The organism is Pseudomonadota bacterium, assembly GCA_039193195.1.
GTDB lineage: Bacteria > Pseudomonadota > Gammaproteobacteria > Steroidobacterales > JBCBZW01 > JBCBZW01.
In genome coordinates this window covers 233,406-254,011 of record JBCCWS010000002.1, presented here as the reverse complement: position 1 = coordinate 254,011, position 20,606 = coordinate 233,406, and the positions used below count along the sequence as shown (strand labels likewise).

Genomic DNA, 20,606 nt, shown 5'->3' with positions numbered 1-20,606 from the left:
GCCCGTGCCCGGCAGTTGTCGTATCGGTGCGCTCCTCCTTCCCAACCGTCCGCCACTCCCACGCGGCACCATTTGCTGGCCGTTCGTCGCCCCTGGCCCCGGAAATGCGTGCGGAGCGTGCGTTGCGTTCTGTTCCATGGCCGGGGCCCGCGCTAAGCTGCGATCATGAAAAGCCCACGCATCACCTCGTGGCCGGCGGCCGTGGGGATCCTCCTCGCGGTGGCGGTCGCGGGCGCCCAGGAGCGCGAGACCTATACCTGGGTGGATTCGGCCGGCACGCGGCATTATTCGGATCGCCCCCCGCCGAGCGACGCCCGCCAAGTTCGAACCTTGCAAGTGCCGCTGCCACGCGGCGCTCAGGGGCCGGCGGCGCCTGCCGCGGCGACCGCGCGTGTTTCGAGTGGAGACGATGCTGCGGAGGATGCTCCCGTCACGCCGACGATCACTATGGTGCGTCCCACCGCCGACGAGACCTTCGTCAACACGGCGGGCGTCGTCCAGGTGGCGGTGAACGTAGAGCCGCAGATGCCCGATCGGGGCCGCGTCAACATCTACCTAGACGGTGCGGTGGTGGCAACGGGAAGTCCAGGGCAGCAATCCTTCCAGCTCTCGCCGGTCTACCGAGGTACTCACTCGGTGAGCGCGGTCCTGGTGGATGGTGCTGGCAGCCAAGTCTCGCGCAGCACGAACGTGACTTTCTACGTCCGCCAGCAGTCCCAACTGCGAGCGCCCTAGGGCGCCTATGTGATACGTTCGTTGCCGCGGGAGCCCACCGTGGTTGAGCTCAGTCCGTGCGCACCGGAGGATGCGAACCCCCTTCGCTTTCTGCTTAACCACTTGCGCACCGCCCTGCTACGCCTCGATGCGCAGGGCACCGTCCGTTACGCCAACCCGGCCGCCGAGGCCCTCCTCGGCCTTAGCGCCAGCAAGCTCCTGGGTCACCCTGTGGCCATGTCCCTCCAGGCTGATGCACCGCTTGCGCGCCTGGTCCAACAGGCACTCGCCACGCACCGTTCGCTCATTTGCCGCGCCCTACCCCTGCGTCCACGCGCTTCCAGCGCCTTCGACAGCATGATCGATGTGCAGCTAAGCCCGCTCGAGGAGGACCGCCAGTTCGCCGGCGTGCTTCTGGAATGCCACGACGCCCAGGCGCGCCTGAGATTCGACCGTGATGCGGCCAACTTGGTGCAGCTGGACGCCAATCGCACGATGGTGCGCCAGCTAGCCCACGAGATAAAGAACCCCTTAGGCGGTCTTCGCGGCGCGGCCCAGCTACTCGAGCGCCGCCTGGGCGAAGACGGCCGCGAGTATACGGGCATCATCATGCGGGAAGCAGATCGGCTGACGCAGCTTGTGGACTCGCTGCTGGGGCCGCCACGCAGATCGCGTCCGGCCTGGGTTAACGTGCACGAGCCACTCGATGATTTGGTGCGCCTAGTGCGGGCCGACGAGCTCACCAGAGTGCAAATCGTCACAGACTATGACCCGAGCCTACCGAATGTGTTGATCGATCGCGACGAGGTGATCCAGGCGATCCATAACCTGGTACGCAACGCGCTCCAGGCGATGAACGAGGCGGGTCGTCTCCGTGTGCGTACGCGCGCAGTTTCGCAGGCCGTGGTCTACGGTGAGTACCGGTCGAATATGGTGCGCGTCGACATCGAAGACGACGGTCCTGGCGTACCAGAGAGTTTGCGCGAGTCCCTTTTCTTTCCCCTAGTGACTGGGCGCCGCGATGGAACCGGCATCGGGCTACCGACCGCGCTTGAGCTGATCAGCCGCCAACGAGGATCGATCGAGTATGAGAGCAAGCCTGGGCGGACGGTCTTCTCTGTCCTGCTCCCTGCCGAGGATCCCACCCCGCATGAGTGATCGCACCACCGTATACGTACTCGACGACGATCAGTCGATCCGCTGGGTACTGGAACAGGCCCTGCGCGAAGCGGATTTCAGTGTGCGCACCTTTGCCGACGCGGATGGTTTTCGTCACGCGTTTGCCCGCGACGTCGCGCCCGATGTCGTGATCACCGACGTTGTGATGCCCGATGCAGACGGCATCGACCTCATGCGCGAATTCGCCGATCGCTACCCCACCCTGCCGTTCATCGTGATGACCGCGCATAGCGATCTCGACAGCGCGGTGCTGGCCTACGGCGGCGGCGCCTTCGAGTATCTACCGAAGCCCTTCGACGTGGACGAGGCGGTCGACCTCGTCAATCGTGCTGCGTTACACCGTAAGCAGCAGCCAGCGGAGGCGAATCCGCAGGCGAGCTTTGGCACCCTGATCGGCCGCGCTCCGGGGATGCAGGAGGTGTACCGCGCGATCGGTCGTCTCACGCGATCGCACATGACGGCCATGATTACCGGTGAATCTGGCACGGGAAAGGAGTTGGTGGCGAACGCCCTGCATCAGCACAGTCCGCGCCGGGACGGGCCCTTCATCGCCCTGAATACCTCCGCCGTGCCAACAGAGCTGCTCGAATCTGAGCTATTTGGCCACGAGCGAGGTGCGTTTACCGGTGCTGACGCCCAGCGCCCTGGCCGCTTCGAGCAAGCGCGCAGTGGCACGATTTTCCTCGACGAGATCGGGGATATGCCGACGCCCCTGCAAACGCGCCTCCTGCGCGTGCTGGCCGAAGGTGAGTTCTACCGGGTTGGCGGCCGGGCACCCCTCCAGGCAGACGTCCGGGTCATCGCCGCCACCCACCAAAATCTCGAAGCTCGTGTCGCCGACGGTACCTTCCGCGAGGATCTCTACCATCGTCTGAACGTCATCCGCATTCGCGTCCCGCCCCTGCGCGAGCGGCGCGAGGATGTTCCCGCGCTCCTCGCTCACTATCTGCGCCAGTCTGCGGCGGAGGCAGGAATCGCCCCAAAGGTGCTGACGGGCGAGGCCGAGTCAGCGCTCCAGCGCTATCATTGGCCGGGTAACGTACGTGAGTTAGTCAACGTCTGTCGCCGCCTCACGCTGCTGGCGCCAGGCGAGCGCATCGAGGCGCAGGATGTTGCGAGTGAATTGGACGGTCTCAAGGCGCCCGCCGGCGAGCAAGCAGCGAGCTGGGCGGTCTCTCTCGCTCGTTGGGCCGAAGCCGCTCTCGCCGAGGCTGACGCTCCGCCGTTGCTCGATGAGGCGCTGCCGGAGTTCGAACGCGCTCTCATCCGTGCAGCGATGGCACGGGCCGGCGGCCACCGACAGCAGGCGGCCCGACTACTGGGCTGGGGCCGAAACACGCTCACGCGAAAAATGCGAACGCTTGGATTGGGCTAACTTACCAGCCAACTCCTGCGAGACCTGTCTGTGAGTTCCTTGCCATCGGCGGAGCAGTACCCGCTGTTACTGGATCCAGCCCGCGGGGAGATCGGGTTCATGCCCACCACGCGCACGGCCCTGAGCTCGGCGCCTTTCCTCGACAGGCGCTTCGCGGAACCCTCCGCCGCCACCTCACGCGAGACCATCGCAACCCTGAGCGCTGCAGCAGCAGGCCTTTCCCAGCCCCCGATGATTTTTCACACTGCGTTCTGCTGCTCGACCCTGCTCGCATCCGCCCTGGATCACCCGGGACGGGTGCTTGCTCTGAAGGAGCCCGATGTGTTGATGCAGCTCGCCAATCTTCCCCGTGTGCACAAAGCGGTCCGCGAAGATCAGCAGGCGCTCGCCCGCCTGACCCAGTTGGTTCTGCGCTTGCTCGGTCGTCGCTTCAGCGCGCAAGAGCAGGTCATCCTCAAGCCGACCAACGCGAGCGCCAACCTGCTATCAACGCTCATCACTTTCGAGGCACCGCTACTGCTGCTCTACGCTGACCTGCGCGCGTTCCTCGTCTCCGTGATCAAAAAGGGTGAAGCAGGCCGCTGGTTCGTGCGCCATCTGCTGAACATCTTTCGCCTCGATGGGATGGCGCTGGAGCAATGGCAGGAGCGCGAGCGAATGCTGCTGACGGACCTACAGGTGGCTACCCTGGTTTGGTGGCATCAGATCGACAACTACGTGAGTGCGCTCAGCGCAAGGGGATCTGCGCCCGTCGGCACACTTAGCGCGGGGGCTTTTCTCGCAAATCCACTTGCCTCCCTGACAGCAGTCAATGAGTTTGCTCGTTTGCGATTGCCGCGAGAGATGGTGATCGCGGCTGCCGAAGGCCAAGCATTCCAGCGCCATTCGAAGTTTGCCGATTTGGAATACGACAGCGCCCAGCGAGCAGAGGAGCGCGCTGAAATCGAAGCTCAACACGGTGATGCCATCTCCCTCACGCTGGCGTGGTCGAGCAAGCTGCGCGGTTCTTCGCGAGCCGTAGATGATGCCCTACTAGTCCTTCGCCAACACAGCGTCTTGGCGACAGAGCGAGCGGACGAGCGATTTCCTTAGGAAAGTGCGAGCTGGGGGCGGCGTAGATTCCAGGCTGCGCGCGCCTCGAAACACGCCTGCACCGCCCGTTGCTCCTGCTCAGTAAGATCTGGATGCCATGCCTCGAAGAGCAGCGTGACACGCTCGCTGTCCGCGTTGTTCCAGCTGTCGTGGATGAAGGAATCATCGAAGGCCAGCGCCTTGCCGCGCTCCCAAGGGTAGATGACGTCTGCTACGCGAAGCGCTGAGTCGCCGGGCACGATGAGCGGCAGATGCACCGTAGCATCGGTATTGGCTAGCCCGTAGTGAGGCGTGATGTGTTGGCCTGGAGCGAGCACGGAGAACAGCACCTCCCGTGGCTGCCCATCAACTTCCAACAGCGGCAGCTCGCGCAGGGCGGCGAGCGTTCGCGGAAAGTGAGCGATAACCCGCTGGTTGGGCTCGCTTTGCTTAAACAGATGCAAGGCAGCCCAGGCCCGGCTCTGAGCGAGATGGGCGAGGGGATTGCTGCGCGCTACCTTCCAATCCAGGTACGGGCGCACCTGGCCGGTGACGAGCTCACAGGCGGCGACGTACTCCTCGCAGATAGCGTCGAAAGCACCCTCTAGCCGGCTCAACCAAGGTGCCTGTTCGCGACTGAAGACGGCGGTTGACGCGAGTGCTGGCACGTAGAACACATGGGGTTTTTGCGCGGGCGCGCGAAAGCTCACTTCGCCATCGTGGGTCTGCACCCACACCGCCTCCTCAATACGCGCCACTGCAGCCTCGGGATGCGCTGCCGCGAAAGCCTGTAGGGCCCGTTCATGTAGGCGGGTGAACCACTGACGTACGCCTTTGTGAGCGGCCTTCGAACGAACTGCAATGTCCTCGCGCACTTGGCCGCGCCAAGCGTTGACGACGCGGGGGTCGCGGTCTGCGGCGAGCGACCAGGCGGCGGCCGCACGCTCCTCGAGTCCCTGGGCAGCCAAGGCATAGCCCAAGAAGAGCAGTGGCACGGGGTTAGCCTGGTCTATTTTCACGGCTTGCACGTAGTCGACCACGGCGCCCTCGAGCTGACCGGCGAGTTCCGCGTCCAAGGCCTGTCCACACAGCGCGTTCTGCCGCGCTTGTCCCGTACTTGTATCGTTCATGACAGCAATTATCGCCAGCTGTCGGCGCACGGACAACGGCTGCGCTATGCTGCCGCCATGGCCAAGATGACCCTCAACGCGGTGCTGAGCCAGGCACTGGCACTGATTCAGCGCGGCGAGCCGGCGCGCGCGCTGCAAGGCTTGGAGTCTCTTCCCCCTCGGGCTCGAGAGGATGCGAATGTTCTCCACGTGCGTGGCCTTGCTTACAAGGCGAGCGGCGATCTCACCCGTGCACGAGAGCTGTTGGGCAAGGCGGTGCGCAAGCTCCCGCGCCACCCCGCGCTGCTGAATAATTTCGCTAACGTGCTGAATGATCTTGGCGAGCGCGAAGAGGCGGCTGAGACCTACGCTAAAGCGACCGCGGCCCAACCGGACTTCCTCGATGGCCACCGTAACCTCGGTATTGTCTTAGGTGCCCTCGGCGAGCACGAGCGCGCACTTACCTCTCTAGGCGAGGCCAAGCGGCTCGCCCCGAACGATGCGCGCACCTTGTCCGCGCTTGGTGCCACGCTGAATGCGCTGGAGCGCCCTGAAGAAGCTGAGCGCGTGTTGCGCGAACTACTGCAACGGGTGCCTGATCATGCGATAGCGTTGCATCACTTGGGCGTCAGCCTGCGCCTGCAGGAGCGCTTAGACGAGGCCGTGCAAGTGCTGCAAGACGCGCAAACGGCAGCACCCCAGCGGCCGGAGATCGTGCACGCGGCCGCCACGCTGGCGTTCGATCGCGGTGAGCATGAAGACGCAGAGCGCGCGTACCAGCGTGCGATCGCCCTGCGCCCTGACTACGTGGATGCTCACGAAACGCTCAACGAGCTGTATTGGCAGCGAGGTCAGCTCGAACGCTATGGCGAGAGCTACGCCGAGGTGCACCGTGAGCACGGCTGGCTCAGCCCTGCCTTAAGCGCTGCCTGGATGCGGTGCCTGGTGCTTGCCAACCGCATCGAGGATGCGCTGAGAGTTGGCCGGGAGGCACGCGAGACTTTCGGGCCTCAGGTCGCAACCTTGCGCTGGGAAGCGCAGGCCCACCGAGCCGTAGGTCGCTCTAGCGATATGCTGAAGGCACTCGAAGAGGCCGTACGCGTGATGCCGCGCGGTGGTGCTGATCGTCGCCAGGCGATCACCTTGCGTCAGGATCTGGTGGAGGGGTTGCTGCGCGAGGGCGAACCCCAGCGCGCGGACGCCATCGTCGATGAGCTACTCGCCCTGGCGCCGGACGATCAGCTCAGTTGGGCGTGGCGCGGTACCGTTTGGCGTCAGCTCGATGATCAGCGGTACCACGACCTGCAGCAGGATCTTCGCTTCGTGCGTGCCTGGCAACTGCCGACGCCCGAGGGCTACGACAGCTTAAGCAGCTTTCTCTCTGCCGTGACGCAGACGCTGCAATCAATGCACCAAATGGTTGTACGGCCTTTGGCGCAAACCCTAGAGAACGGCACGCAGACGCCTGGTCGCCTCTTGCACAAGCCTGATCCCGTCATCCAAGCGCTGCGCGGGGCAATCGCGAGCGTGCTGGATGAGTACGTCGCGGAATTGCCACGTGACGACCGGCATCCTCTGCTGCGGCGTTGCACGGGGCGCTGGCGCTTGTCCGGATCCTGGTCGGTGCGACTGCAGCCGAATGGCTTCCATGTCGACCATGTTCACCCCGCGGGCTGGGTAAGCTCGGCTTGTTACATTTCACTGCCACCGAACCTGGGCGCGGATCGAGCACAGACCGAACAAATCGAAGCCCCGGACCGCGCAGGGTGGATCCGCTTCGGTCGCAGCAGTCTGGCCCTTCCGGAGCGCGACGGCGCGGAGCGGTACGTGCAACCCGAGCCTGGGCTGCTCGTGCTGTTTCCATCTTTCACTTGGCACGGTACGGTGCCCTTCCATGGTTCTCCTAAGGATTTCCGAATGACAGCTCCCTTCGACGCGGTGCCGGCCTGATGACCGCGAATCCACAGGATGCATGGTCGCTCTACTGGGCTGGCGGCAGCCTCGACAGTTGCTTGCCTGCTGGCACCAACGACGGTGATGCCAATCCGGTTCGACAGCTTTGGAGCGATCTGGCCAGCTCCCTTGCGCCGGGTTCCCGCGTACTTGATCTGGCCACTGGCAACGGCACGGTTCCCGTGACCTTACTGCGGGCGAATCCGGCCTTGGAGGTCACCGGGGTAGATCAGGCGGAAATTGACCCCTTGGGGGCGGTTAGTGATGTGCCGGAGCTCAAGCAGGTGAGCTTCCAGGGTCGCGTCGATGTGGCGGATCTCCCCTTCCCAGCGGCCAGCTTCGACGTCGTGACTAGCCAGTACGGCGTGGAGTACGGAGCGCTGGAGGAGGCCGTGGGTGAGGCGCTAAGCGTGTTGCGTGCGGGGGGGCAACTGATGTTCCTCATGCACCACGTCGATAGCGAGGTGGTGGCGCCGGCGACGCCTCTGCGAGAGGAGATTGCGTCTCTGTTGGATCCCAAAGGCCCCCTGCCCTTGCTGATCAAATACGTTGCGGGCCAAATCCCTGTGGACAAGCTTGAAGCGGCGGGGGAGCGCCATCTTAAGGCGAACGTGCGGCGAACAGCCCGCATTACCGGCCAAGTCTACAAGATGGTCAACGCCATCGTTGAGCGCCTTGCAGAGTCGGCAGAGCAGGCACGCGTCATGAGCGGCGTGCTCGCTGCTCGCCTAGAGGCGGAGCATGAGCGCCTGGGACAACTGCAGGAAGCGGCCCTTGACGCCCGGCGGGTGCAAACCCTACGTGGCGTGTTGCAGGCCCAGGGTGGCGTGGTCGATCGGCTGGAACCGCTCGAAGTGACTGTCGGCGACGAGCAAGGCAAGCCCGCCCTGGTCGGCTGGCACCTGATCGCTCATACGGCGGCTAACTGACGCCGCCGGCAAGCTAGCACTAGGGGTAGGAGGTGCGGTCGGTCGCGGTCGCTCCACCACCCTCACCGAGAAAGCCCCGCGTCATCGCCCCGGAGGTGATCTCGGCGTAGTACTTGCGCGCTTGCACGTATTGCTCAACGTATTCGTCAAGCGTGAAGCAGACCCGCCGCTTGATCATGGACTGGGTACGCTCGCGCCTGCACAGCTTGGTGGTGCCAGCCACTTCGCCGGTGTCTGCGACCTGGCGTCGGCGCTTTCGATCGGTCACCACGTGCATGTCCTTGATATCCGGGATCAGCTCGACGAGTTCGTCCCAGGTGTAGTTGTAGGTGGTGCCCCTACTCGCCTGCGCGTCTGCCTCTACAGCCCCTGCAGGCTCATCCTCAGCGGCGGCGCCGGTGGCGGCAATCAACAGTGTTGCGCAGAGCACAACGCGGGTGGTCGTCCTCATCGGGAGTCCCCTATCCGGTAGCTACTCGGTAATGTCAGTGAAACACAACAGGTGGAGACGGGGAAGGTACTTTCGCCGAACGGGGGGCTACTGCTGGCGTACGCCGCCTACCACCATGGTGGACGTGATTTGGGACTGACGCTGAAGGCGTGAGAGCTCGAAGGCCGAGTAGCAACGCCGGCGCATGACGCTTGTCTGGGTGTCTCGCTCGTACCGACAGAAACGCTGAGGGCTCGGCAGCTCAGAAGCTCGAGGAACTCGTGTCGGGGGTGTGCGTCTCGCGCGCAGCCCATCGTCCGTTAGATCAGGCACACGTGCCGCGAGGGCGCGCCACGTAAGCTCGGCAGCAGACAGAGCCTGCCCGCTTGGGTCGCGAGCGACGGTGGCGCTGGCTAGCGGTTCCGTGGCGCCTGCTAAGCGTGTGCACAGCAACAACAACAGCACGATGCCCACTACAAAGCTGACTGCTGATCGGCTGCACGTCGGTCCCATGGCTACGCTCCCAAGCACGGCTACCGCCTCGAGTGAAGCACAACCCTTGGGGGCTGGAAACCCCTAAAGCCCACGGATGGCGCTCACCCGCAGGCCCCAAGAAATGCAGTTACCTCACGCCGACGACCGAACTCATGCTGATGACCGTGCGACCGCGCAGGATGGCGAGACGCCGCTCCCGCTCGAACTCGGCGACGGTCATGCAGCGACGGCGCTTGAATAGGTTGGCGTAGGCACTGGTGGCGGAGCGGAGGCAGATCATGGGCGGCCCGGGCACCTCTGCCGCGAGGGGAATGCGCCGCCGGTCGCCACCTCGGCGCGGGGCGAGGGGCTTGGCATCCGGCACGAGGGATACCAACGATTGGCGTGCTTCGCTCAGGGAGTGTGGGATGGTGGCTTTGATCAGTTCGTGCGGCGCAGCTGCGCGAGCGGTGGCGGTGCTCAGGGATAGGCAGATGGCGGTGACGACGGCGAGCGAGTGCTGCCGGCGTCTGGCCTTCGCGTCGTGGGGCATGGCGGTGACCTCGACTTATCAGCGGCCGCGAGCGGCCGATGCATCGAAGCCTTACGACTTCGATGACCTACTGATAACGTCGTTTACTCGCCCTTCCCTGCGCGGCGGTGGTAGGAGTGCCTACTCGCCTCCGTCGCCGATCATCCCAAACGTCATTTGCCCGCCGATGATCTGCTTGTACAACGCCCTCGATTCAGTAATTTCTGCTACCAGCTGGTCCAGTGTGTAGCAGCGGCGTTTTGGAATCCGTGAACCGATGGTAGTTTCCTTACGGCAGAGTCGAGTCTCTCGCGCCACCGCTTGATCAGCAGGGACACCGGGCTTACGCCGCGGGCGCTCGACAGTCATGCCGTCTAACTCGGGAATAAGCTCGATTAGCTCGTCCCAGGTATAGGATTTCGTACCCTTCGCGGTGGCTGCAGCCTGCTCTTCGTTCTGGTGCGAGAGATCGCCCGCGAGGGCGGTCGGGCACACCAGTGGGGCCGTGAGTAGGGCGGCGGCCGCTAGGGGGATCAGTCTGCCGGTCATCGTCTTACTCCCCTTTTGAGACCATGCCCAGTCGAGTAAACCACAGGGGTCTGCTCGTGCAAAGGGCCCCTGCGGCGCAACGGATTGCGCTAGCGCCCGGGATCTTGCAGATTGGCCAAGTGCACGAGTCAGCCCCCGGATCCCAGGCCGAAGCGCTATACAGACGAGCGATTGACCGCGCTCGCACGACGGGGCTGCATGCTGCCGAGCCTGATCTGCGCCAGGCAGCACTTGCCGGGCACCACCAAGCGGCGCGTGCCTTCTTCTCCCTGGCACTACGCAAGGCAAATGACGGTGATTATGTTCGCTCGTTCCTCGAGCAGCTGTTGGCGTCGGCCGCAAGCAAGCCCTACGCCTGGCTTCTGGGGGCGGAATGGCATCGCTTCCACTCCACCCCGGATGATTCTATCCGCTGGGCCGAATACCTTTCGAATGCCTATTTCGCCGCCCTCCCCGACGCGCGGGCGCTAGTCTCGCTCTACGCACAGTGGCAATCCCGCAGGGCGCCCCCCGCGGAAGCATCCGCCTCACCGGAGGCGTTGGCACTGTGGCTGGGTCGCTGCGAGAAGCAATGGTCGCCGCCTGCCGCGAGCGTCATCGCCGAGGGTGAGGGAGTCCGGGTGACCTTGGCCCGTAGCTTCGCCCCGCCGGCGGCCCTGGACTTCCCCTTGCGCCAGCTGACGCCGCACCTAGCGCCAACCCTTGTGGTCGATCCGCGCAGTGGACGTCGCGTGGCCCATCCCGTTCGGGACGCAAGCTTCGCGCAGTGGTTGCCCGAGTTGCTCGGCTGGCACGGCAAGCTGTTGGAGCAACGGCTGGCGTTGGCGGGGGGCTATCCGCGGGAGTGCGGCGAGGTGACCAACTTGCTCCGCTATGTGGGCGGCCAGGCGTACCGGCCGCATCTCGACTGCCTGCCACGGAAGGCGCTCGATACGGCCGAAGGCCAAGTTCAGGGTGGCCAACGCCTGCTGACTCAGTTGGTTGGTGTGCTGGCACCGTACGCGGGAGGCGAAACCTACTTCGAGCATCTTGGGGTGCAGGTGACCTTGGCGCCTGGCGACTTGCTGACGTTCAATAATGCGAATGGCGAAGGGCACCCCTTGGCAGCCTCGCGCCATGGCGGCGCCCCCGTGGCTGGGGGTGAGAAAGTAATAATGAGCAAGTGGGTGCGGCAGACGGCGACGCCCTACGGTCGGGAGTTGGCTCATACGCTGTAGCCCCCGATGCTGCGCCGCTGCCCAGCAAGTCGTTATCATGCGCACCCTTTTGAACATCGCTCCGTTCACTGGAGCCCCTGCGTGGAGTCGCGAAGCACATGAGTGAAGAAGAGAAAGACCAGGGCATCCCCGTCGCACCTGTCGAGGGCAAGATGTTCCTGTACGAGCAGCCGGAGCTACTGACCGTAGACGACCACGGCGCCTTAGGTGTGACGCCGCCGCCCCGGCCCTTCGATTTCGCTGCCAAGGTGCGCGCGATCCCGCTAGTTGTGTCGGAGATTGCCTCCGCTCAGCGCAACTATCCGATTATCTTCTCCGACATGGAGAATCCTGTGCCCCTAGCCGTAGTGGGCTTGAGCGAGAACAGCAACCTATTCGTCGACGCGCAGGGGCGCTGGGATCAGGATGCCTACGTCCCCGCCTACCTGCGCTGTCATCCCTTCGCCCTCGCGGTCACCGGCGATGAGAAGTTCGCCGTGGTGGTGGACCGGGCGGCGCCTTCGGTGGGGGAGAACGCCGAGTACCCGTTCTTCGATGGCCAGGAGATGGCGTCGAACACGAAGGCGATGGTCGACTTTTGCGGTAAGTACGAGGGTGAGCGACGCAAAACCATCGAGTACGTGGAGCGCCTGAAAGCCTTAGAGCTGCTCGGTCCTCGTCGTGCCACGCACAAGGTGCCCGGCAGCGACGAGGAGCAGACCATCGCAAGCTACATCGCCGTGGTGCCAGAGAAGCTCGGCGACCTCCCAGCCGAGACGGTGAAGGAGCTGAACGATCGCGGCATGCTCGCGGTGACCTACGCGCACCTATTCTCCCTGGAGAACTGGCTGCGTCTCCTAGAGCGCCACCAACGCGTCACCACGGCGGTGACCAGCCACTAGCCCTGGCGCGCCCGCCGGAACCATCCGGTGACGCTGTAGCGCTGGCCGGCGGCGTAGTTGGCGACGTAGCTCACCGAGTGGTGCTGCGGTACCGAGAACATGTTGAGGGCGTTGAAGCGCGGGAGAAACGCCTCCTCGATGTCCATTCGCTCGTCGTAGAACTGCAGGTACCCGCCCCAGTCCGGGTGCCAGCGGCGGGTGAAATTCATCACGAAGGCGGCGATGCGATCATCTTCTTGAGCATCGTCGTGGAATTTCAGGAAGTGCCCAGGGCCGAAGCACGTGGCCTGGGCGTCGCCTCGCGCGATGTCGGCGTGACCCGTCACCTGGCCAACGAATTCCAGCATGGTGGGCGAGTTGATGAAGTCGAGTAGCCGATCCAACAGCGGCACCTGTCCCCACCCTTGAAGGTAGGCGTCGAGCATCGGGTAGGTGCGGTAGGCGTACTGAAACCCGCTGCCGGCCACCTGGAAGATCTCCTTGTGAAGTGATTGCTGGGCCTCACGGGTCAGTGCTCGGAGGGCTTCGGCACGGTGGTAGCGTGGCTCCGTCCCATCAAACCAAGCGAACCCCCATGGAACCTCCGCCTCCAAGCACCGCGCAAGTTGCTCAGCGTGGGCATCGACCAGCAATTCCGGGATGTGAATGCGCCGCCGAGTGGCGTAGTGGTCGGCCAGTGCCCGGGCATCGAGGGACGGGTTGAGAGCGAATTCGGTCATGGGGCGGGCACTTCAGGCTAGTGTTGCAAGAGACCCGATTTTGGGCACGGTGCGAAGCATACCCGTACGCCCGATTACGCGTCGTCGCGCTCGCCAGGGAAACCTCGCGCCTCGTTTGTGAGTGCCTTACGCAGGCTGCCTATACAACATATTCAGCAAATTGTTGTGCGCAAACAACGTAAGATGTTTCATCACAACGGTTGGTTGCGGTCGAACGACTCAGCGTAACTTGGGGTGCCGATTTCGACGCCTCGGCGGCCTTGCATTTGGGGTGGTGAGACGTCGTTGCGAATCTGCCACGGCAGTTCTTTGCGACGCTTCAAAGCCCTTCGATCCACTACCCTAGAAACAAATAAATTTATTAAAGTCAGATGCCTATGGGCGTTCTTGGAACCCCCCAGGCGACGATTTGTAGCGCCGCGCCCGACGCCCAGTTCTGTGACTTGGTTCTCGGGTTGAGCCCCTCGGGGCGCTGGCGCTGGGCCCCGACCACACCGTCTTGTCGTTTTCTTCGCCGACCTGTGCCCGCGCTGTCGGGGCGAAGCCACAGCAGTTCGTTGACTGAGTCGAGGGCCTTTGCTATCACCCCCCGCACATCCGCGACTGCGGCTGAATTGGGGGACCTGGGTTTCGGGTCCGCTACGCGTTACTGCTCTCTAGGGAGGAGCAATGAACAACATCAATCTAGAGCGGGCCGTGAAGCTCGCGCTCCTGTCCGCCAGCGCCGTGGCCGTGTCCATGCCCGCTGTCGCTCAGGAAGTCGATGAGGAAGTGGTCACCATCGGCTCACGCATCGAACGCGTCGATCTCGACGCAGTGAGCCCGGTTACCGTCGTCAACGCCGAGGAGTTCACCCTCTCCGGAAACATCAACATCGAGCAAAAGCTCGCCGAGCTGCCGCTGACGCTGCCGTCCTTCGGCCCGAGCTCGAACAACCCGGGTGACGGTACCGCCCGCGTGAACCTGCGTGGTCTGGGCACCGCCCGTACCCTGGTTCTCGTGAACGGCCGCCGCTACATCCCCTCTACCCAGACGGGTGTGGTTGACCTCAACACTGTTCCCGGCACGCTAATCGAGCGTGTGGACGTGCTGACCGGCGGTGCCTCCGCTGTGTACGGTTCCGACGCCCTCGCTGGTGTGGTCAACTTCCAGCTGCGTGACGACTTCGAAGGTGCCACGATCACCTCGTTGTACGACGTCAGCACGGAAGGTGACGCCGAGCGCTTCAACGTCGACTTGACCGTGGGCGGCAACTTCGCCGACGGCAAGGGTAACGCCGTTCTGTACGCTGGCTTCATCAACCGGAAGCCGCTGTTCCAGGGTGACCGTGACTTCTCCAGCTTCGCGCTGACCGACTCCGCGCCCGCTGGCACGGAAGGTCAGGATAGCGACACCGGTATCGGTGGCCCGCTGGCCGCTGGTGGTTCCTCCGGTATTCCCGGCACCCGCGACTTCTCCGGCCTGACGATCTTCCCGGGCACCGACGAAGAGTTCGTTCTCGGCCGCTTCAACCCCGATGGCACCGGCGCGCCCTTCGTCGATCCGGACGATCGCTTCAACTACGCGCCGGACAACTACCTCCAGTTGCCCCAAGAGCGCTTCTTGTTGGCATCGTTCGCTCACTACGATGTGAATGATCGTCTGCGCGTGTTCTCCGAGTTGGCCTTCGCCAACAACCGCGTTGACCAGGAGCTGGCGCCGACGCCTGCGTTCCTGGGTACGCTGGAAGTCAACCCGGACAGCGAGTTCTTCGGTGACGGGGTGCAGGCCGCCCTCGATGGAATTCGTAGCGACACCAACGGTGACGGCGTCGTCGACGACACCGATAACGCCTTCCTCGGCTTCATCGGTCGTCGTATGGTTGAGAACGGGTCCCGAGAGTCCCTGAACAACCGCGACGCGCTTCGCGTGCTGATCGGTGCAGAAGGCGACATCAACAGCAACTGGGGCTACAACGCGTACTACAGCTACTCGCGTCTGCAGGCTACCGAGCTGCTGAACAACGACGTCTCCGACAGCCGCTTCCGTCAGGCCGTGCTGGTCACCGACGATGGTAGCGCGTGTCAGGACACCTCCGGTGGCTGTGCTCCGCTGAACATCTTCGGCGCTGGCAACATCTCGCAGGCCGCTATCGACTTCGTGAACGTTGGCGCAACCAACATCACGAGCATCGAGCAGCAAGTCTTGCAGGCCACCATCACCGGCACCCTGGGCTCCATCACCTCGAGCGCCGAGCCTGTCGGTATCGCTATTGGTGTCGAGCACCGCGAAGACGAGTCTCAGTTCCGTCCGGACACCTTCCTGTCCGCCGGTGATGTGCTCGGCTTCAACGCTGGTGACGCTACCGTGGGTGGATTCGACGTGAACGAAGTGTTCGCGGAAATCCAGATTCCGCTGCTGTCTGGCCTGTCCGGCATCGAGAACCTGAGCCTCTACGGCGCAGGTCGTGTGTCTGACTACTCCAACATCGGCACGGTCACCTCTTACGCTGGTGCAATCAACTACTCGCCGGTCGATGCCGTCGGGCTCCGTGTCGGTTACCAGCGCGCAGTGCGTGCACCGAACGTCGCCGAGCTGTTCGGCGGCCAGTCGAATGGCTTCCCGGGTGCAACCGACCCGTGTTCCGCCGACTTCGACGGTGACCTGGACGCGACTGCCGTGGCTCTGTGTGAGAGCGTTGGTGGCGGTGTTCCGGCTGGTCAGGTGGGAGCCTTCAACCAGGCCAACACGCAGATCGAAGGTCTCTTCGGCGGTAACCCCAACCTGTTTGAGGAAACCTCTGACACCTTCACCGTGGGCTTGGTGCTGCAGCCGACTGACGGTCTGGACATCCAGATCGACTACTTCGACATTAGCATCGACGACGCCATTTCGGTCCTTGGCGGCTCTGTGGATAACGTCCTGAGCCTCTGCTACCTAGAGATCCAGGACGCGTCCTCACCCTTCTGTCAGGCCATTCAACGCCGCGGGGACGGCAACGTTGGTCTTGTCAGCGTGCAGAACGCCAACATCGGTGGCTTCGAGACCTCTGGTGTCGACTTCGTCGTGAACTGGGCAACCGACCTTGGCTTCGGCCTGTTCGGCAACGCCTCCACCTTCGCCCTCAACACTCGTGCTACCTGGCTGGATGCCTTTGACATCCAGGCGGTGCAAGAGCTGCCTGATGTCGATGAGTGTGCCGGCAACTTCGGCAACACCTGTGGCACGCCGCGTAACGACCTGCAGGTCTTCACGCGTGCTACGTGGAGCACGGGCCCGCTGGCTCTGTCCGTGCTGTGGCGCTACCTGAACGAAGCGGATGACGACTCGATTGACAACGCCGGCGTCGATCCCGCGACGTTGTCCGTGCCGTCGATCGATTCGATCAACTACGTCGACTTCACGGCTTCCTACGACTTCACGGAAGCGTTCCGCGTAAACCTCGGTTTCCGGAACATCTTCGACGAACTGCCGACCTTCGTGGGCGACGCTCAGCAGCAGGCTAACACCTTCCCTGAGCTCTACGACGTCATCGGCCGTCGAGTGTTCGTGAGTGCCTCCTACGCGTTCCGTTAATCGACGGGACTAGCTAGGACTGCCTACCCGCCTGCGGGGTAGGAAAGGGCGGTGGGCTTTGGCTCACCGCCCTTTTTCTTTAATACTTCAATGGGGATGCTTCGCATGCTCCACGTTGTGCTGTACGAACCGGAGATACCGCCCAACACGGGCAACGTCATGCGCCTATGCGCGAATACGGGAGCAGCCCTTCACCTTGTAGAACCCTTAGGTTTCTCTCTAAATCAACGCGCTTTGCGGCGTGCCGGTTTGGACTACCGGGAGTGGGCGCGCGTGCATACCCACACCGGCTTGAAGGCGTGCTTGGAAGCGATTCGGCCCGGGCGTTCGCCGCGCGTCTTCGCCTTCTCCACGCGCGGGCTTGAGCCTTACGATTCGCCGCGGTATGCGCTAGGGGACGTACTGCTGTTTGGCCCAGAGACGCGCGGTCTGCCCGATGAGGTTCTCGACGGGCTGGTGCCGGAGCGTCGCATGCGGATTCCTATGCAAGCTAATAGCCGATCTCTCAACCTCTCCAACGCGGTAGCGGTGGCGGTTTACGAGGCGTGGCGCCAGCTGGGATTCCCGGGCAGCGAACTGCCGGAAGGGGCTGTCTAGTGCTCTCGCTTTAGGGATCGCGACATGAGCATGCGCACTGCATCGCGCGGCGAAAGGCCCTCGTATAGAACGCGGTACAGGCTCTCGCAGATCGGCATATCTACCTTTGCTGCCTGAGCTACGGCGTGCACGGCCCGTGCTGCGCGCACGCCTTCCACCACTTGGCGTATCTCTGACTCTGCTCGCTCGACGCTAGCGCCGCGGGCCAGCGCGAGGCCCATGCGTCGGTTACGGGATTGATCGTCGGTGCAGGTGAGTATCAGGTCTCCCATACCAGCTAAGCCCATGAACGTCTCCTGCCGGGCACCGAGCGCCACGCCCAGGCGAGTCATCTCGACCAAGCCGCGCGTGATCACGGCAACCCGCGTGTTCGCGCCGTAGCCGAGCCCGTCGGACAGGCCAGCGCCGATGGCAAGTACATTCTTCACGGCACCTCCGACCTCGACGCCGGTCATGTCGTCCGAGGTGTAGGCGCGGAAAACACTGTTGGAGATAGCGTTGGCGAGCGCCTCCGCGGCCCTTGCATCGGTTGCCGCGATGGTCATCGCCGTGGGCAGACCTGCGCCCACCTCGCGGGCGAAGGTTGGGCCGGACAGGACGGCCCGTGGGTGTTGCTCGCCGAGCGCCTCGCGCGCGACCTCATCGAGCAACTTCCCACTCGGGTGTTCGAAGCCCTTGGTGGCCCAGCCGACGATCGTGTCGGTGCCTAACTGCGCGCGTAACTCGTCGAGCAACGGTCGAAAGGCCTGGCTGGGTACCGCCACCACAACGGCCCAGGCGCCGCGCACCGCCTCGCGCAAATCGGCGCTGACCGAAAGCGCTTCGGGAAACTTCGCGCCGGGAAGGTACTCGTCGTTCTTCCGCTGCGCTTGCATCGACTGCGCTTGCTCCGAGCGCCGGGACCAAAGCACGGTAGGCGTGCCGGCGCGTGCGAATTGGATCGCGAGCGCCGTGCCCCAGGAGCCGGCGCCGAGGACGGCGACGGTGCTCTTCAGGGCGTCGGCGGCGGTCTCCCGCGTCATCGTCACGAGGTCAGGACGGCTGTCCCGACGCGCCTGTTTGCTGTTGCTGCATTTCAGCGGTGTGGCGCTGATAGAGGGAGTCGAAGTTCACCGGTTGCAGCAGCAGTTGGGGGAACCCGCCGCGCGTGACCAGGTCGCAGACGGCTTCGCGGGCGTACGGGAAGATCACGTTCGGGCAGCTCGCATTGAGCACGCGCCTCGAATCCTCTTCGCTGAACCCGCGGATGAGAAACACGCCCGCCTGGTGCACCTCGCACAGGAAAGCGACCTTGTCTTCCTTCTTTGCTTCGACGGTCACCGAGAGGGTGACTTCGTAATGATCATCGCCGAGGCTGCGGCTGCTCGCCCCAATATTCAGATCCATGCGCGGATCCCACTCGCCGGAGAAAACCTCTGGCGCTGACGGCGACTCGAAGGAAGAGTCCTTCATGTAGATGCGTTGAACGACCAGCTGTGGGCCAGTGGCCTGGGCGGCGGCCCCTCCCGGTTGGCCGTTGCTCGGGACTTGCTCTTCTGCCATTGGGTATTGCTCTCGTTAATCGGTGAACGCGTCTGGCTTACGACGCGAGGGGGTAATTCTCGGCGCGCCACGCTTGCAAGCCCCCACGCAGGGAGGCCACCTGCGCAAACTCGGCCTTCCGCAGGGCGGTGGCGGCCCGCTGACTGGTGACTCCCGTGTCGCAGTAGGTGATCACCTGCTGATCGCGATGTTTGGCGAGCTGCTTCGTGCCGCCTTCGAGTTCGTCTAGGGGCACGTTGCGGGCGTCGATGATGTGACCCTTTCGATACGCATCGGCAGCGCGCACGTCCAGCACGAGCGCACCGGCGTTGATCATCTGCACAGCCTGCGCGGGGGTGACCTCAGCGAAGCCCCGATTGCGCAGCCTGACCTCACTGACTACGATCGTAGCGATGAGGCCGAAGGCGGCGGCGATCAACAACGGATGATTTCCGGCGAATTCAAACAACTGCTGCACGAAGCCGACTCCGAGGCGCAAAGGGCGAGCCGCCAAGTATATCAGTCTGCGTTGGACAGACCGGTGCGCAGGCGGGGAGTTCGCGCCATGCTACTCGCCGTTCTCATCACCGCCGCACCGGCGATCGGCGACGCGCCGGCACCGGAGGAAGAGCTGCAGAGCGTGCGAGCCCGCCTCGAGGCCCTGCGCGAAGCCAAGCGCCAGGATCTCGAGCAGCGAGACTTCGCTCTCGGCGAACTGCGCGAGACCGAGCGGGCGCTCACGGGGCTTAATGGCGAGCTCGCCCAGCTCGAGCAACAGGTGGCCGAGGCGAGGGCCCGACGGGCGGATGCTAACCGCGCCCTGGGCGAGCGAGCCGCCGCCCTCGCAGCAGAACGAGCCCGCCTCGCCCAGGCCCTCGCCGCCCGCTATCGGGTGGGCCCCGCGCAACCTGTACGAGTCTTGTTCAGCCAGGAAGACCCGGCTGCCCTACGTCGCATGCTCACCTATCAAGAGTACCTGGCCCAGCACCAGGGGGAGCTCGTGGGGGCGCTTGCAGCCGCCCTGCGCGAACTGCGCGTTTTGCGCTCAGCTCGCGACCGAGAGGACGCGCGCTTAGCCGCCCTCGCGCGTGAGCGCCGGGAGCGCCAAAGCGCGCTGGAGCAAGTCCGCGCCGAACGCACCGCGCTCGTCCAATCCCTCGAAGAGACCCTTCGCGAGACGGAGGCTCAGATCGGCACGATCGCCCAGCGCGAGCAGGAGCTGCTGAAACTCATCGAGGATTTGGCTCGCCTGTTCTCGGACTCGCCCGCGGCGGAGTTGGAGGAGCCCTTCGCGTCGCGCAAGGGCCGTCTCGACTGGCCCGTCGAGGGCCGCCTGGCAGCTGACTACGGCGACTCGCGGGCGGGCCGAAGCCTGCGTTGGAATGGCCTGATGATCGCTGCCGATCGCGGTGCTCCTGTGCGCGCGGTGGCCCACGGGCGGGTGGCCTATGCCGATTGGCTGCCCGGTCTCGGTCTGCTCCTGATCTTGGAACATGGTGAGGGCTACCTAAGCCTCTACGGGCATAACGAGACCCTGCTCCGGGAGGTCGGCGACTGGGTGACCCCGGGCGAGGAGGTGGCCACGGTCGGTGACTCCGGGGCTCTCCAGGAGCCTGGCCTGTATTTCGAGATTCGCAAAGGGCGTAAGCAGCAGAATCCCCAGCGCTGGTTCACTCGCCGCATAGGGCGCTAGGCCGCCCTGCCGTCTCGCCCGCTCAGAGCGCCGCTTAGGTGCAGGCGCCCTGCGGGCGTTGAAACAGCTGTGGTATGTTCGACTACCGGCCCAGTGCCCTCGGGAGCC

General features: G+C 64.1%; 19 protein-coding genes. 11 read left to right on the top strand and 8 right to left on the bottom strand.

The features are described 5' to 3' along the window. Nucleotides 1-165 precede the first annotated feature (165 nt). From AAGA68_03370 to AAGA68_03355, 4 genes are read left to right on the top strand one after another with little or no spacing between them, the layout of a single operon-like run. Nucleotides 166-735 carry a DUF4124 domain-containing protein gene (locus AAGA68_03370; protein ID MEM9384073.1) on the top strand — a complete coding sequence of 190 codons (570 nt, stop codon included), beginning with the start codon at nucleotides 166-168 and terminating at the stop codon, nucleotides 733-735. A gap of 39 nt (nucleotides 736-774) precedes the next feature. After that, a complete protein-coding gene (glnL, locus tag AAGA68_03365) occupies nucleotides 775-1,872 on the top strand; it encodes a nitrogen regulation protein NR(II) (protein ID MEM9384072.1) in 1,098 nt (365 codons plus the stop codon). After that, nucleotides 1,865-3,268 carry a nitrogen regulation protein NR(I) gene (gene ntrC / locus AAGA68_03360; GenBank protein ID MEM9384071.1) on the top strand — a complete coding sequence of 468 codons (1,404 nt, stop codon included), beginning with the start codon at nucleotides 1,865-1,867 and terminating at the stop codon, nucleotides 3,266-3,268. Before glnL ends, ntrC begins: the two co-directional genes overlap by 8 nt. Before the next feature lie 30 nt (nucleotides 3,269-3,298). Further along, nucleotides 3,299-4,360 (top strand): hypothetical protein, encoded by a 1,062-nt coding sequence (locus AAGA68_03355; protein ID MEM9384070.1) that lies wholly within the window; start codon nucleotides 3,299-3,301, stop codon nucleotides 4,358-4,360. Here AAGA68_03355 and AAGA68_03350 read toward each other — a convergent pair. After that, nucleotides 4,357-5,469 (bottom strand): aspartyl/asparaginyl beta-hydroxylase domain-containing protein, encoded by a 1,113-nt coding sequence (locus AAGA68_03350; GenBank protein MEM9384069.1) that lies wholly within the window; start codon nucleotides 5,467-5,469, stop codon nucleotides 4,357-4,359. The two genes, AAGA68_03355 and AAGA68_03350, sit on opposite strands and share 4 nt — an antisense overlap. Nucleotides 5,470-5,526: 57 nt before the next feature. Here AAGA68_03350 and AAGA68_03345 point away from each other — a divergent pair, with 57 nt between their 5' ends. Beyond that, entirely contained in the window at nucleotides 5,527-7,398 is a 1,872-nt protein-coding gene (locus AAGA68_03345; GenBank protein ID MEM9384068.1) for a tetratricopeptide repeat protein, read from the top strand. After that, nucleotides 7,398-8,330 carry a methyltransferase domain-containing protein gene (locus AAGA68_03340; GenBank protein MEM9384067.1) on the top strand — a complete coding sequence of 311 codons (933 nt, stop codon included), beginning with the start codon at nucleotides 7,398-7,400 and terminating at the stop codon, nucleotides 8,328-8,330. The genes AAGA68_03345 and AAGA68_03340 overlap by 1 nt, the downstream gene beginning before the upstream one ends. 19 nt (nucleotides 8,331-8,349) lie before the next feature. Here the strand turns inward: AAGA68_03340 and AAGA68_03335 are convergent, their stop codons facing one another. From AAGA68_03335 to AAGA68_03325, 3 genes are all read right to left on the bottom strand, one after another. Further along, a complete protein-coding gene (locus tag AAGA68_03335) occupies nucleotides 8,350-8,781 on the bottom strand; it encodes a hypothetical protein (GenBank protein ID MEM9384066.1) in 432 nt (143 codons plus the stop codon). A 601-nt stretch (nucleotides 8,782-9,382) separates the two neighbouring features. Next, nucleotides 9,383-9,787 carry a hypothetical protein gene (locus AAGA68_03330; protein ID MEM9384065.1) on the bottom strand — a complete coding sequence of 135 codons (405 nt, stop codon included), beginning with the start codon at nucleotides 9,785-9,787 and terminating at the stop codon, nucleotides 9,383-9,385. 120 nt (nucleotides 9,788-9,907) lie between these two features. Continuing rightward, a complete protein-coding gene (locus AAGA68_03325; protein MEM9384064.1) occupies nucleotides 9,908-10,315 on the bottom strand; it encodes a hypothetical protein in 408 nt (135 codons plus the stop codon). Between the two features lie 56 nt (nucleotides 10,316-10,371). Here AAGA68_03325 and AAGA68_03320 point away from each other — a divergent pair, with 56 nt between their 5' ends. Both AAGA68_03320 and AAGA68_03315 read left to right on the top strand, forming a co-directional pair. Then, complete coding sequence (locus AAGA68_03320) at nucleotides 10,372-11,532, top strand: 2OG-Fe(II) oxygenase (protein MEM9384063.1); 1,161 nt, start codon at nucleotides 10,372-10,374, stop codon at nucleotides 11,530-11,532. A gap of 98 nt (nucleotides 11,533-11,630) precedes the next feature. Continuing rightward, a complete protein-coding gene (locus tag AAGA68_03315; GenBank protein ID MEM9384062.1) occupies nucleotides 11,631-12,413 on the top strand; it encodes a SapC family protein in 783 nt (260 codons plus the stop codon). Here the strand turns inward: AAGA68_03315 and AAGA68_03310 are convergent. Beyond that, the gene (locus tag AAGA68_03310) at nucleotides 12,410-13,132 is read right to left on the bottom strand and encodes a 2OG-Fe(II) oxygenase family protein (GenBank protein MEM9384061.1); all 723 of its coding nucleotides are present in this window, start codon (nucleotides 13,130-13,132) and stop codon (nucleotides 12,410-12,412) included. The two genes, AAGA68_03315 and AAGA68_03310, sit on opposite strands and share 4 nt — an antisense overlap. Before the next feature lie 669 nt (nucleotides 13,133-13,801). On the opposite strand from AAGA68_03310, the gene AAGA68_03305 reads away from it, so the two are divergent. Both AAGA68_03305 and AAGA68_03300 read left to right on the top strand, forming a co-directional pair. Continuing rightward, nucleotides 13,802-16,687, top strand: coding sequence for a TonB-dependent receptor (locus tag AAGA68_03305; protein MEM9384060.1), 2,886 nt, complete (start codon nucleotides 13,802-13,804; stop codon nucleotides 16,685-16,687). 105 nt (nucleotides 16,688-16,792) lie between these two features. Next, on the top strand, nucleotides 16,793-17,284 hold the full coding sequence (locus AAGA68_03300; GenBank protein ID MEM9384059.1) for a tRNA (cytidine(34)-2'-O)-methyltransferase: 492 nt from the start codon (nucleotides 16,793-16,795) through the stop codon (nucleotides 17,282-17,284). Here AAGA68_03300 and AAGA68_03295 read toward each other — a convergent pair. Genes AAGA68_03295 through AAGA68_03285 form a run of 3 tightly spaced genes read right to left on the bottom strand, consistent with a single transcriptional unit; the run spans nucleotide 17,281 to nucleotide 19,283 of the window. Continuing rightward, a complete protein-coding gene (locus tag AAGA68_03295; protein ID MEM9384058.1) occupies nucleotides 17,281-18,306 on the bottom strand; it encodes an NAD(P)H-dependent glycerol-3-phosphate dehydrogenase in 1,026 nt (341 codons plus the stop codon). The two genes, AAGA68_03300 and AAGA68_03295, sit on opposite strands and share 4 nt — an antisense overlap. Before the next feature lie 10 nt (nucleotides 18,307-18,316). Next, the gene (gene secB / locus AAGA68_03290; GenBank protein MEM9384057.1) at nucleotides 18,317-18,826 is read right to left on the bottom strand and encodes a protein-export chaperone SecB; all 510 of its coding nucleotides are present in this window, start codon (nucleotides 18,824-18,826) and stop codon (nucleotides 18,317-18,319) included. 37 nt (nucleotides 18,827-18,863) lie between these two features. Further along, nucleotides 18,864-19,283 carry a rhodanese-like domain-containing protein gene (locus AAGA68_03285; GenBank protein MEM9384056.1) on the bottom strand — a complete coding sequence of 140 codons (420 nt, stop codon included), beginning with the start codon at nucleotides 19,281-19,283 and terminating at the stop codon, nucleotides 18,864-18,866. Nucleotides 19,284-19,370: 87 nt separating this feature from the next. Here AAGA68_03285 and AAGA68_03280 point away from each other — a divergent pair, with 87 nt between their 5' ends. Continuing rightward, nucleotides 19,371-20,498: a peptidoglycan DD-metalloendopeptidase family protein gene (locus AAGA68_03280; GenBank protein ID MEM9384055.1), complete on the top strand. Its 1,128-nt coding sequence runs from the start codon at nucleotides 19,371-19,373 to the stop codon at nucleotides 20,496-20,498. Nucleotides 20,499-20,606 lie beyond the last annotated feature (108 nt).

Bases quoted from the DNA above. Each gene is read 5' to 3' on its own strand.
- secB (MEM9384057.1), bottom strand. From the start codon at position 18,826: ATGGCAGAAGAGCAAGTCCCGAGCAACGGCCAACCGGGAGGGGCCGCC.
- AAGA68_03370 (MEM9384073.1), top strand. From the start codon at position 166: ATGAAAAGCCCACGCATCACCTCGTGGCCGGCGGCCGTGGGGATCCTC.
- AAGA68_03300 (MEM9384059.1), top strand. From the start codon at position 16,793: ATGCTCCACGTTGTGCTGTACGAACCGGAGATACCGCCCAACACGGGC.
- AAGA68_03280 (MEM9384055.1), top strand. From the start codon at position 19,371: ATGCTACTCGCCGTTCTCATCACCGCCGCACCGGCGATCGGCGACGCG.
- AAGA68_03340 (MEM9384067.1), top strand. From the start codon at position 7,398: ATGACCGCGAATCCACAGGATGCATGGTCGCTCTACTGGGCTGGCGGC.
- AAGA68_03310 (MEM9384061.1), bottom strand. From the start codon at position 13,132: ATGACCGAATTCGCTCTCAACCCGTCCCTCGATGCCCGGGCACTGGCC.
- AAGA68_03330 (MEM9384065.1), bottom strand. From the start codon at position 9,787: ATGCCCCACGACGCGAAGGCCAGACGCCGGCAGCACTCGCTCGCCGTC.
- AAGA68_03335 (MEM9384066.1), bottom strand. From the start codon at position 8,781: ATGAGGACGACCACCCGCGTTGTGCTCTGCGCAACACTGTTGATTGCC.
- AAGA68_03325 (MEM9384064.1), bottom strand. From the start codon at position 10,315: ATGACCGGCAGACTGATCCCCCTAGCGGCCGCCGCCCTACTCACGGCC.
- AAGA68_03345 (MEM9384068.1), top strand. From the start codon at position 5,527: ATGGCCAAGATGACCCTCAACGCGGTGCTGAGCCAGGCACTGGCACTG.
- AAGA68_03350 (MEM9384069.1), bottom strand. From the start codon at position 5,469: ATGAACGATACAAGTACGGGACAAGCGCGGCAGAACGCGCTGTGTGGA.
- AAGA68_03315 (MEM9384062.1), top strand. From the start codon at position 11,631: ATGAGTGAAGAAGAGAAAGACCAGGGCATCCCCGTCGCACCTGTCGAG.
- AAGA68_03295 (MEM9384058.1), bottom strand. From the start codon at position 18,306: ATGACGCGGGAGACCGCCGCCGACGCCCTGAAGAGCACCGTCGCCGTC.
- AAGA68_03305 (MEM9384060.1), top strand. From the start codon at position 13,802: ATGAACAACATCAATCTAGAGCGGGCCGTGAAGCTCGCGCTCCTGTCC.
- ntrC (MEM9384071.1), top strand. From the start codon at position 1,865: ATGAGTGATCGCACCACCGTATACGTACTCGACGACGATCAGTCGATC.